This window comes from Brevundimonas sp. (genome assembly GCF_044239655.1).
In the GTDB taxonomy this organism is placed as follows: Bacteria; Pseudomonadota; Alphaproteobacteria; order Caulobacterales; family Caulobacteraceae; genus Brevundimonas.
Window position 1 is genome coordinate 18,473 of sequence record NZ_JBIIAY010000029.1, and the last position, 11,083, is coordinate 29,555.

Here is an 11,083-nt window from a genome sequence, read left to right on the forward strand (position 1 = left end):
CTAGATCAGGGCGTTGAAGGCGAAGTGGAAGGCCACGGCCGTGGCCACCAGGAACGCAAAGCCGGCCAGAAGGCACAGACGCGGCTTGGTGGTGCGCTCGTGATGGTCGGACCGGTGCTCGGTCGAGTTACGGTCGTTCGGATGCAGCATGGCCATGGGCGTCTCCTAGTCTCCCCTTGCGGTGCCCGACTGCGTGGCCGGGACATCTCGCGAGGCAGACGATGACTCCAAAAGCCCTGATTGGCGAGCGGTTATTTCAGGCCTTATCGACGGTCTTTCGAGTGTGGAACCCGTGTGGTTCCTGAGCGCCTTCATGACAATGTCTGATTGTGCGTCTAACGATGGGCCTGGCGTCGGTGCCGCGCCCATCTGTACCTCAGCGTTTTCAAGGCCTTCATGCTGTTCCTGATCCGCCGCCTTCGCCTCGTTCTGGTCCTGGCCCTGGTCGCGCTCGCCCTGCCCGCACAGGCCGAATGGCGGCGGGCCCAGACCGATCGATTTATCGTCTACAGCGAGGGCTCGGAGGCGGATCTGCGTGAACGGGTCATCCTGCTGCACCGGTTCGACCGGCTGGTGCGCAGCCCGTTCGGACTCAGCGACGCGCCGCCTGCGCGACCGCTGACGGTCTTCATGCTGTCCGGCCGGGACGGGATGGAGGCGATCTATCCGGACGTGCCGGAGAACATCGGGGGCTGGTATTCGGCGACCCAGCACGGGGTCTATGCGGCCCTGAACCGACGGTCCCAGGGCAACTCTCTGCTGCACGAATACGTCCACCACCTGACGCTCCAGAACTTTCCGGCCGCCACCCCGGCCTGGTTCACCGAAGGGGTGGCCATGTTCTATGCCACTGCGCGGATCGACGATCGCGAGACGCGGGTCGGCTATCGCGACGAGGGACGGGCGGCAGTCCTGGCCCATCTGCCGTGGATCCCGATGGACCGGCTGCTGAGCCGCCGGGCACTGAGCGGGACCCCGCAACAGATCGCGGCCTTCTATGGCCAGGCCTGGTTGCTGACCCACTATCTGTTGAGCGACCCCGTGCGGCGTCAGGGGCTGGTCGCCTATCTGAAGGCGGTCTCGGAGGGCGCGCCCCCGATGGAGGCGGTGCAGCCGGCGCTGGGAATGACGCCGGCCGAGCTGGAACAGGCTCTGCGCCGCTATCGATCCGGCTCCGTGCCCTATGCGGTCTATCCCACGCCGACATCGGATGCTGTCGATATCCGGTTCGAGACCCTGCCGCCGTCGGCTGATGCTCTCTTTCCGCTGTCGATCCGACTGAACTATGCACAGCGCGGCACGGACGGGCCGCAGGTCCTGGCGCGGGTCCGCGTCGCCGCCGAACGCTGGCCCGAGGATCGTCTGGCGCGCATGACCCTGGCCAAGGCCGAGGTGGCCTGGGGCACGACCGAGGGGGCGGAGGCGGCGCTGAACGCGGTGCTGGCCGCCGATCCGGCCGATGTCGAGGCCCTGCGCTGGATGGCGCGCCTGAGGATGACGGCGGCCCAGGCCCTGCGGACCGAGGAGGGCGGCCGTGAGCAGGCGGATGCGCTGAACCGTCAGGCCCGCGCCTTCCTGAGCCGGGCGTTGACGGCCGATCCGGACGATTTCCGGCTGTATCTGGCGCTGGGCCGCAGCCGGCGGACCGCGCCCGACTATCCGACCGACAACGACCTCAACATCTGGGCCAGGGCCATCGAACTGGCGCCCCAGGTGACCGCCGTCCGGGGCGAAGCGTCGGAGGTGTTCGCCCGCGCGGGTCAGGTCGATACGGCGGTCGCCCTGTTGCTGCCCCTGGCCAACGACCCGCACGGCGGTGCGACGGCGGCGCGGGCACGGGCGACGATCCAGGCGCTGAGGCCCGACGATGAGGCCCCTGACGAACCCGAAGTCGTCACACCGGAGACGAGCGAGGATGGGGCTGCGCCCGTTGCCCCGGAGCCGGATGCGGGCTAACTCCCGCCGCCCACCGGAAATACCATGTCCAAGCTCACCCTCGAACAGGAGGCCCTGCGCCGCAGGACCTTCGCCATCATCGCCCACCCCGACGCCGGCAAGACGACGCTGACGGAGCATATCCTGCTGTCCGGCGGGGCGATCCGGGCGGCGGGCGCGGTGCGGGCGCGGGGCGAGAACCGGCGGACGCAGTCCGACTGGATGAAGATCGAGAAGGAACGCGGCATCTCCGTCTCCGCCTCGGTGATGACGTTCGAGCACGACGGCAAGATGTTCAACCTGCTGGACACGCCGGGGCACGAGGACTTTTCGGAGGACACCTATCGCACCCTGACCGCCGCCGACTGCGCCATCATGGTGCTGGACGCCGCCAAGGGGATCGAGCCCCAGACGCTGAAGTTGTTCGAGGTCTGCCGCCTGCGCGACATCCCGATCATCACCTTCATCAACAAGCTGGACCGCGAGGCGCTGGACCCGATGGAGCTGCTGGACCAGATCGCGTCCCAGCTTCAGCTCGATCCCGCCCCGATCTGGTGGCCCGCCCAGAGCGGCAACCGCCTGAGGGGCATGGTCGAGGTGGGGACCGGGACGTTCCAGCCCTATGCGCGCAAGATCCCCGGCGCGGTCGAGGACGCGGGTCATCCCGACGCCCTGCATCTGGACGCCGCGTCGCAGTATTTCGAGGCCGGCGAACTGCAGGAGATGCGCGACGCCGCCGAACTGGTCGAAGGGGGCTATCCGGCGTTCGATCGGCAGTCCTTCCTGGAAGGCCACATGACCCCGGTGCTGTGGGGCTCGGCGCTGCGCCACTTCGGCATCGACGAACTGCTCAAGGCCATCGGCGACTGGGCCCCGCCGCCCAAGACCATGAAGGCCATGAAGGCCGCCCCGCCAGAGACCCGCAACGCCCCCGAACCGGTCGAGCTGACCGTCGAGCCGGGTGCCGCCGAGGTCACCGGCTTCGTCTTCAAGGTGCAGGCGAACATGGACCCCAACCACCGCGACCGGATCGCCATGTTCCGCATGGCCTCGGGCTCGTTCAAGCGCGGCATGAAGCTGAAGGTGCAGAACACGGGCAAGTCGCTGTCGGTCAACGCCCCCATCATGTTCTTCGCCAGCGACCGCGAACTGGCCGAGGACGCGTTCGCCGGCGACGTGATCGGCATTCCCAACCACGGCGTCCTGCGCGTCGGCGACAGCCTGTCGGAGAGCGGCATGATCCGCTTTGCGGGCCTGCCGAACTTCGCGCCGGAAATCCTGCAACGCGTCCGGGTCAAGGATCCGCTGAAGGCCAAGCATCTGAAGAAGGCGCTGGACGGTCTGGCCGAGGAAGGCGTCACCCAGCTGTTCCGGCCGGAACTGGGCGCGGACTTCATCGTCGGTGCCGTGGGCCAGCTGCAGTTCGAGGTCATGGCCGACCGGCTGGGCGAGGAATACGGGCTGGAGGTCATCTTCGAACACAGCCCCTATGCCGAGGCCCGCTGGATCGACGGCACGACCGCCGACGTCGAGGACTTCATGTCCAAATACCGCCCCCAGATCGCCCGTGACCTGGACCAGGCCCCCGTCTTCCTCGCCAAGTCGAGCTGGGAGACCGGATACGTCATGGAACGCTTCCCCAAGGTGGCCTTCACGAAGACGAAGGAACGGGGATAGCGCACGCGAACAGTGCAGGTCCGACAACGAAGAGTGGACCGCTCGCGGCAAAACCGATCTAGAATGAGGCCTCTCGGGGAGGTCGTCTTGTCTTCAGCTGTCCAACGTCTTCTGATTGGCTTGGCGCTGATCGCGCTGACGCCCGCATCCGCTCTCGCCGAATGGCGACGCGCCCAGAGCGAGCATTTCGTCGTCTATAGCGACGGTTCGGAGCGGTCGCTGCGGGACTATACGGCCAAGCTGGAACGGTTTGACGCGCTGTTGACCTCCCGCTTCGGTGGCGCGCGCACGGAGGCTCGGCGGCTGCCGGTCTATCTGGTGGCGGACGGGCGGGCGTTGCGGGTGGCCGTGCCCGGCCTTCCCCCGGGAATCGCGGGCTTCTATTCCAGCAGCGATCTGGACGTCTTCGCCGTCCTGGTGCGGGGCGAAAGCGACGACCTGCTGCTCCATGAGTACAGCCACCACGTCATGGCCCGGGCCGGGGACATGCGATATCCCGGCTGGTTCAGAGAAGGCTTCGCCGAGTTTTTTGCCACGGCGACCGTGACCGAAGGGGGATCGGCCTCGTTCGGCCTGCCGAACCCGGGCCGTCTGCGCGCGCTTCAGACGGAACGCTGGCTACCCATGGATGTCGTGCTGCGGTCCGACGGGTCGCTGGGGATCGACAGCCAGACGGGGCGTGGGATGTACTATGCCCAGTCCTGGGCCCTGACCCACTGGCTGCTGGCCGATGCGGCCCGGATTCGCAACCTGTCGGCCTATGTCAGGGCGGTCAACGGTGGCCAGGATCCGGTCGAGGCCTGGCAGGCGGTTTTCGGCATGACGATCGAGCAACTGACGACCGAGCTTCGGACCCACGTGCGGGGTCGCCTGACCTACGCCAAGCTCGACATGCCCCCGATCCGTCCTGTCATCACGGTGACGACCCTGTCGCCCGCTGCCGATGCGGTCATTCTGCCGGCGATCAACGCCCGGTCGCGCAATCCGGCCGGGGTCGATGGCCCCGCGCTGCTCGCAACCCTGCGGGCGGCCGCCGCCCGGTTCCCCGACGATCCTCTGGCCCTTGTCGCCCTGGGCCGGGCGGAAATGCGCTGGGGAGACCCGACCGCCGCCGAAACGGCCCTGACCCGGGCGCTCGATCTCCAGACCGATAACGTAGAAGGGCTTGTCCTGATGGCGGACCTGGCAACAGAACGAGGAGCCGATGCGACTGACGATACAGAGCAGACGCGGCAATGGGACCTGGCGCGCGACTTCATCGCCCGTGCGCTGGCGGCGGATCCCACGGACCAGCGGGTCTATAGCGCCCAGTCGCGCCTGCGCCGGTATGTCCGGGACTGAAGCATAGCAGAGAAGGCGGCAACCTTGCTGCGGCGCAACAGAAACTGGGGCTGAAGGCGTGTATGCCGGGAACGCACATGCACATCCTGACATTCTTCTGACCCATAACCCTGTTTCGCTGGCCCTCATGACCCTGCCCAACGACATGATCATGCCGTCTTCCCGCGCGTGGATCGCGGCCCTGGTGCTGACGACGAGCCTGGCCGGCGTGTCCTCGGCCCTGGCCCAGACGACACCCCAGACCGAGGCCCAGATCAGGGCTCGCGCCGCGACATCGGCGCTGAACGAGGGGCCGGCGGAGAGTACCTTGAGGCCGCGCGTCAATGCCCAGCCGCCGCTGTCGGATCAGGAACTGCCCCGGCCGGTGCGTCCGGTCACGCCGCCGATGAGCCAGGCGACGGTGCGCACGCCGCCGGCGTCGACAGCAACCTCGCCGCGCACGCCGACGACCCAGACCCAGAGTCCGGCCCGCCCCGCACCGCCGCAGGCCCGGGCGCAGGCTCCGGCGGCGACCGCGCCGCGCGGTCCCGCTGCGTCCTCGTCCGCCGGCACGACAGCCCAGACGCGAGCGAATGCGAACACCCGACCCGCAACCTCGACCCCGAGCCGACGCCCCTCGGCCGCCGAGCCCGAGATCGTGGCGACCGAGACCGGTGTGACCCTGGCCCCCGGCGAGACCGCGCCGCCGCCGATCTCCATGTCCCTGGGCTATTATGTGAAGGGCGAGCTGGACTGCGGACAGGTGGTCGCCGGACAGGGGCAGATCGCCTGGTTCACCCCGACGGCCTTCACGCTCGACTTCGGTGGCTGCGAGCCGGGGGAGTTCCAGCTGACGGGCCCCAACATCTGGCGCGAGGAACAGAAATGCCTGACCGAGCTGGGCAATGACGCCGGGTCCTATACGGTCACCTACGAGATCGTCGGGACCGACACCCTCAAGCGGGACACGGTGCTGGATATCGACGGCAGCACCGAGTCCGACGTCTGGCATTTCTGCCGGCCCGAGACGGTGCCGTCGACGGCCCGGTTCACGCCCCGGACCTGATCGCACAGCTCGCGACGGCGTGTCTTCCTTCCGCCGCCGCGACGTGATTGTCTGAAGACTTGCGGCGCGTGGGGCGTCGTGGAGGCTGAATGTTCGCCATACTGTTGGCTACCACCGTCGCCTTCGCCGGCCAGGACGCGCCCCGTCCGGCGCTGATTTCCTATGAGGAGACGGTGCGTTGCGCCGGTCTGGCCCAGGCTGCGTCGGAACTCGAGGGCGGCGAGAGCACGGACGGCAAGGCCCTGTTCGATGCGGCCCTGTACTGGTCGCTGGCCGCCACCCAGGCAGCCTCGGCGGCCGGAAAGCCGGCCCAGGCGGCCGACGCCGACCAGACCCGGGCCCGTATTCTGGCGGTCCAGCAGTTGAACGCCGCCAATGCCCAGGCACGGGCCGATCTGGCGCGGTGCCGTGCGAGGACCCCCGATCTCGGCTGAGCCGACATCGCCCGATACCTCGCGGCCCGCCGGACGGCGAGGCGCGGGGATAACGTCTGCCTTCAACCTTTCTTCCGGCCCTGCGTTTGCGTGGAAGGGTTCGGGATCGCGATCGCGGTCCCGAACCGGGACGAGCTTGGCGAGACGGACGAGCTTGGCGAGACGCATGTTCGAATTCAGCCGCGACTTGAGAAAACTGTTCGCCCAGGCGCGCGAGAGCGAGGACCTGAGCTGGCTGGAGCTGATCGGCGTCGATCTGCTGGCGTCCGAGGCGCGTGGCCAGTCGACCGATGCCGGCCGGGTATCCTGCGCCAAACCGCATCTGGCCTGGCTGCGGGCGTCGGCCCTATGGCGCGAACATGCAAGGCGCAGCGGCGCGGCCGACAGCGTCACGCGCGCCATGGGTGCCGCGATCGACGCGGCCCGGGCCGCCAAATCGATCGATGAGATCGCCCGCGCCGGGGTGGAGCGGGCCAGCATCCTGTTGCTGCGTTTCGACCTGTCGGGCGGGCGCGACGTGCTGGACCAGGCGGCCGAGGCCGTGCCCGGAGCCTCTGCGGTCAAGCCGGCGACGGCGGCGCTGATCTCGGCCGTCCACGCGCGGATTCGGTCACGACTGGCCCGGTTCGACAGCGACGCGGGTGCCTTGATGCAGGCCGCCGCCCTGCTGGACGCCGCCATCCATCAGATGGAGCGGACCCGCGCCGGTGCCACCGACGATATCCGCATGGACCGCGCCGCCCTGGCGCTGGAGGCCGGCGTGACCCGCCGCGACCCGCATCTGCTGGATCAGGCGGGGCGGGAGCTGTTGCGGCTGGTGGAGGGTGCCTCGCCCGACTATCGGCCCCTGACCCGGGCCCGGGCCCTGACCCTGTGTGGCGCAGGCCTGTCTGCACTGGCGGCGCTGGCCGGCAATGAGCCCGCGCGCGAACAGGGCCGGATCATGTTCGAGGCCGCCGCCGACCAGTTCACCCCCGACCACAGCCCGCTCGACTGGGCCACGATCCAGATCGTGCGCGGCGGCCAGACCGGCGCCGTGTCGCTGGCCGCCCTGCGTCAGGCCGACGCCCTGACGGCCGGACAGGGGCTGGTGCTCGGCGCCCTGGCCCGCGACATGCTGATCGAGGGCGAGGTCGCGGCGGCAAGCTCGATCGGCGACCTGCCGCGCCTGACCACGGCCGAGAGCGCGGTACGGCGTCGCCTGTCGGATACGCCTGCGTCCGACCTCGACTGGGCCGTCGACCAGATCGCCATGGCCCGCATCGCCCAGGCCCGCGCCCTGCTGACCGGCGGCGACGCCAGCCTGACGGGCCTGGCCCTTATCGAGGCCGCCGAGGTGGCGCGTGAACGCGGCCTGCCCGCCCTGGCGGCGCGGGCCGATGCGATGATGCGGAGCCGCTCGGTCCGGGCCTGAGGCCCTAACCCCCCATCGCCACGAAGGCCCCGTTCTTGAAGCCGGGCTTTCCGTACATCAGGGGGGTGCCGTCATCGACGACGACGCGGCCGCCGGCGGCTTCCAGCACCGTCTGGCCGGCCGCCGTGTCCCATTCCGAGGTTGGGCCGGTGCGGGGGTAGACGTCGAAACTGCCCTCGGCGATCAGGCAGAATTTGATCGAGGAATCCATACCCTGCCAAGCCTTGCAGCCATGGCGGGCCGACAGGCGTTCGGCCTCGTCGTCGGTCATCGTATAGCTGAGCAGGGCGGCAGGGCGCTCGGGCCGGTCGCGGACCTTGATGGGGCGCCAGGGCTCGCCGAAGCGGCGTTTGCGGGCACCGTCAGGGCCGGTTGACCAGGTGGTGTCGGTCGCCGGGGCCGAGACGACGGCGGCGACGCCGACGCCGTTCTGGATCAGGGCGATGTTGACGGTGAAGCTTTCCTTGCCGGCGATGAAGCCCTTGGTGCCGTCCAGGGGGTCGATCAGCCAGAACCGGCCCTCGGCGGCGTCGGGCACGCCGTCGGCCGCCGCCTGTTCCTCGGCCACCGTCTGGACGCCGGGGTACAGGGCCGCCAGACGCGACAGGATCAGGGCCTCGGCCTGCTGGTCCGCCAGGGTGACCGGGCTGTCGTCGGACTTGACCTGAACGGCCGCGCCGGAGCGCCAGTAGGGCAGGATCAGGCGGGCGGCGTCCTCGGCGATGTCGGCGATGGCGTCGTGAAGGGTGCCGTTCGCGAGGTCGCGGGCGACGGGGTCTTTGGTCACAGTCTTGGGCATGGGGCGGTGGATAGACGATCCGCGCGGTTTCGCGAACCGCCAAATCAGGCCAGTTTGCCGCCTGCCCTTCCACGACCCTTCGAGCCCCCATGACCGACGCCAGCCCCTCCCCCGTCCCGGACCTGAGCGGGGGCGTACTCGCGACCTATCTGGCGGCCAAGCTGTGCCACGACTTCATCAGCCCGGCCGGAGCGATCATGTCCGGGCTCGACCTGCTGAACGACCCGTCCGCCCAGGATATGCGCGACGATGCCCTGGGTCTGATCACCGACAGCGCGACCAAGCTGGTCGCTCTGGTCCAGTTCTGTCGCGTCGCGTTCGGAGCGGCGACGACCAGTGAGCGGTTCACCGGCGACGAGCTGAAGGCCCTTGTCGACGGGATGATCAAGGGCGGGCGGGCCACCCTGGACTGGCGGATCACCGAGACGACGTTCGACAAGCCGGCGGCGCGGGCCCTGGTCAACCTGGCCTATCTGACCGCCGCCGCCCTGCCGACCGGTGGCGTGGCCACGGTGACCAGTCGTCGCGACGGCGACCGTCTGGTCTTGACCGGGCTGGCCGAAGGGACGCGCGCGCGGTTCAAGCCCGAGGCGGCGACGGGGCTGGCGGGTCGGCGTCTGGAAGAAGGGCTGACCGGACAATGGATCCAGCCCTACTGGCTGTGGCTGACCGTCAAGGAGGCCGGAGGGATTCTGGCGGCGGTCACCGAGGAGGGCCGGGTGGCGATCGAGGCGCGAATGCCGATCTGAGGTTGGGAAATTTCGCTTTCCCAACCCCTCGTTAACCGCGCGGACGCGATGATGGGGCAATGCGCGCGCTGGATTCGCCGCGCCGGAGACCCTCTTGGACGCCAGGACCTGCCTCATCGTCGACGACAGCCGGATCATCCGGAAGGTCGCGCGCCGCATCGTAGAAGGCCTCGGCTTCGAGGTCGACGAGGCGGCGGACGGCGCAGAGGCCCTGGCCTATTGCGCCTCGGTCATGCCCGACGTCATCCTGCTGGACTGGAACATGCCGGTCATGGACGGCCTGACCTTCCTGCGGCGGCTGCGCTCGCAGCCCGACGGGGACACGCCCAAGGTCCTGTTCTGCACCATCGAGACCCGGCCGGACCGGATCGCCGAGGGGCTGGCGGCCGGGGCCGACGACTATGTGATGAAGCCGTTCGACGGCGAGATCCTGCATTCCAAGCTTGCGGAGGTGGGGGCCGTCTGAGCCACCAATCATCCGCATGACCGAAGAGGATTTCGACCGCCTTCAGCAGCTCATGGCCTCCCGGGCCGGCTTTCGGCTGACCCGCGACCGGATTCATCTGGCCACCCACAGGCTGGGCCCCGTCGCCCGGCGTGAAGAGTTCGACAGCGTCGACGCCATGCTGGCCTCGCTGTGGGCCAGGCCGGTCGCGTCGCTGGGCTGGGCGATCATCGAGACCCTGCTGAACCCCGAGACCTGGTTCCGCAGGGACCGCGCGCCGTTCGAGACCTTCGCGCGCGAGCTGCTGCCGGCCATCGGCCGGGTGCGCCCCGACGGGCTGGTGCGGGTCTGGTCGGCCGGTTGCGGCTCGGGCCAGGAGGCCTGGTCCCTGGCCATGGCCGCCGGTGACGCCGGGGCTCATGTCGAGATTTACGCCACCGACCTGTCGCAGCGCGCCATCGAACGGGCCCAGGCCGGGGCCTATACGACCTTCGAGATCCAGAGGGGCCTGTCGGCCCACACCATGCTGCGCTGGTTCGAGCCGGCCGAGGAACAATGGGCGGTCAAGCCCGAGCTGCGCGACCGGGTCGCGTTCAGCCGCGCCAACCTGCTGGACGAACCGGCCGAGGGGCCGCGCTTCGACGTCATCTTCTGCCGCCATGTCCTCAGCGACATGGAGCCGGCCCGGCGCGGCGGGGTGATCGAGGCGCTGGAGCGCAAGCTGGTCGACGACGGCTGCCTGTTCCTGGGCGTCGATGAGCGGCTGGACGGCGAGACCGTCGCCTTCCGGCCGGTGTCGGGTCGTCGCGGCCTGTTCGTGAAGGCCCCCTCGGCGCTCAGCCGGGCAGCATGATCGCTCCGGGAGCGCGCCAACCGCCCCGGTAACCATTCCTGGAAGAACTCGGTTAGGCTGTGAGCTCTACAGTATGTCCTCGAAGTGGGGACACGCCGTGCCGCAGCGCGCGAAAGCGAGAAATCAGTTCTGGGCCGTCGCCGCAGGGGGCGGAGCCGCGATCGCTGCCCTGACCGCAACGCTGCACCTAATGGCGGCGGATTACGATCGGCTGGCTCTCGATCGCGAACAGACGGTCGTCAACAACGGCATACAGTCTCGCGTGGCCGAGGTCGGGCAACAGGTCGTTCCCCAGGCCGTCTGGGACGACGCCGTCGTCAACCTGGACAACCGGTTCGACCGCGCCTGGGCCCACGACAATGTGGGCACCTATCTGCACGTCACCAACGGC

General features: G+C 69.2%; 11 protein-coding genes and 1 pseudogene. 10 read left to right on the forward strand and 2 right to left on the reverse strand.

Annotated elements, in window-relative coordinates:
- Positions 1 to 156 (reverse strand): hypothetical protein, encoded by a 156-nt coding sequence (locus ACILQR_RS05865; protein WP_395650541.1) that lies wholly within the window; start codon positions 154 to 156, stop codon positions 1 to 3.
- Between the two features lie 240 nt (positions 157 to 396).
- Here ACILQR_RS05865 and ACILQR_RS05870 point away from each other — a divergent pair, with 240 nt between their 5' ends.
- The 6 genes from ACILQR_RS05870 (at position 397) to ACILQR_RS05895 (ending at position 7,846) form a co-directional block, all read left to right on the forward strand.
- A complete protein-coding gene (locus ACILQR_RS05870; protein WP_395650542.1) occupies positions 397 to 1,956 on the forward strand; it encodes a DUF1570 domain-containing protein in 1,560 nt (519 codons plus the stop codon).
- Between the two features lie 24 nt (positions 1,957 to 1,980).
- Entirely contained in the window at positions 1,981 to 3,612 is a 1,632-nt protein-coding gene (locus tag ACILQR_RS05875) for a peptide chain release factor 3 (protein WP_395650543.1), read from the forward strand.
- A gap of 120 nt (positions 3,613 to 3,732) precedes the next feature.
- The gene (locus tag ACILQR_RS05880; protein WP_395650544.1) at positions 3,733 to 4,953 is read left to right on the forward strand and encodes a DUF1570 domain-containing protein; all 1,221 of its coding nucleotides are present in this window, start codon (positions 3,733 to 3,735) and stop codon (positions 4,951 to 4,953) included.
- 151 nt (positions 4,954 to 5,104) lie between these two features.
- Positions 5,105 to 5,998, forward strand: coding sequence for a hypothetical protein (locus tag ACILQR_RS05885; RefSeq protein ID WP_395650545.1), 894 nt, complete (start codon positions 5,105 to 5,107; stop codon positions 5,996 to 5,998).
- Positions 5,999 to 6,087: 89 nt separating this feature from the next.
- Positions 6,088 to 6,432, forward strand: coding sequence for a hypothetical protein (locus ACILQR_RS05890; protein ID WP_395650546.1), 345 nt, complete (start codon positions 6,088 to 6,090; stop codon positions 6,430 to 6,432).
- A gap of 166 nt (positions 6,433 to 6,598) precedes the next feature.
- Positions 6,599 to 7,846: a hypothetical protein gene (locus ACILQR_RS05895; RefSeq protein WP_395650547.1), complete on the forward strand. Its 1,248-nt coding sequence runs from the start codon at positions 6,599 to 6,601 to the stop codon at positions 7,844 to 7,846.
- Positions 7,847 to 7,850: 4 nt separating this feature from the next.
- Here the strand turns inward: ACILQR_RS05895 and cysQ are convergent, their stop codons facing one another.
- Complete coding sequence (gene cysQ / locus ACILQR_RS05900; RefSeq protein WP_395650548.1) at positions 7,851 to 8,645, reverse strand: 3'(2'),5'-bisphosphate nucleotidase CysQ; 795 nt, start codon at positions 8,643 to 8,645, stop codon at positions 7,851 to 7,853.
- A gap of 89 nt (positions 8,646 to 8,734) precedes the next feature.
- Here cysQ and chpT point away from each other — a divergent pair, with 89 nt between their 5' ends.
- The 4 genes and pseudogenes from chpT to ACILQR_RS05920 form a co-directional block, all read left to right on the forward strand.
- A complete protein-coding gene (chpT, locus tag ACILQR_RS05905; RefSeq protein ID WP_395650549.1) occupies positions 8,735 to 9,394 on the forward strand; it encodes a histidine phosphotransferase ChpT in 660 nt (219 codons plus the stop codon).
- A 94-nt stretch (positions 9,395 to 9,488) separates the two neighbouring features.
- Positions 9,489 to 9,860 (forward strand): response regulator, encoded by a 372-nt coding sequence (locus ACILQR_RS05910; RefSeq protein ID WP_395650550.1) that lies wholly within the window; start codon positions 9,489 to 9,491, stop codon positions 9,858 to 9,860.
- Between the two features lie 16 nt (positions 9,861 to 9,876).
- The gene (locus ACILQR_RS05915) at positions 9,877 to 10,692 is read left to right on the forward strand and encodes a CheR family methyltransferase (RefSeq protein ID WP_395650551.1); all 816 of its coding nucleotides are present in this window, start codon (positions 9,877 to 9,879) and stop codon (positions 10,690 to 10,692) included.
- A gap of 73 nt (positions 10,693 to 10,765) precedes the next feature.
- Positions 10,766 to 11,083: pseudogene (locus ACILQR_RS05920) on the forward strand (hypothetical protein); the annotation flags it as partial.

Coding starts and splice junctions, on each gene's coding strand:
- ACILQR_RS05865 (WP_395650541.1), bottom strand. CDS start 156: ATGGCCATGCTGCATCCGAACGACCGTAACTCGACCGAGCACCGGTCC.
- ACILQR_RS05870 (WP_395650542.1), top strand. CDS start 397: ATGCTGTTCCTGATCCGCCGCCTTCGCCTCGTTCTGGTCCTGGCCCTG.
- ACILQR_RS05875 (WP_395650543.1), top strand. CDS start 1,981: ATGTCCAAGCTCACCCTCGAACAGGAGGCCCTGCGCCGCAGGACCTTC.
- ACILQR_RS05885 (WP_395650545.1), top strand. CDS start 5,105: ATGCCGTCTTCCCGCGCGTGGATCGCGGCCCTGGTGCTGACGACGAGC.
- ACILQR_RS05890 (WP_395650546.1), top strand. CDS start 6,088: ATGTTCGCCATACTGTTGGCTACCACCGTCGCCTTCGCCGGCCAGGAC.
- ACILQR_RS05895 (WP_395650547.1), top strand. CDS start 6,599: ATGTTCGAATTCAGCCGCGACTTGAGAAAACTGTTCGCCCAGGCGCGC.
- cysQ (WP_395650548.1), bottom strand. CDS start 8,645: ATGCCCAAGACTGTGACCAAAGACCCCGTCGCCCGCGACCTCGCGAAC.
- chpT (WP_395650549.1), top strand. CDS start 8,735: ATGACCGACGCCAGCCCCTCCCCCGTCCCGGACCTGAGCGGGGGCGTA.
- ACILQR_RS05915 (WP_395650551.1), top strand. CDS start 9,877: ATGACCGAAGAGGATTTCGACCGCCTTCAGCAGCTCATGGCCTCCCGG.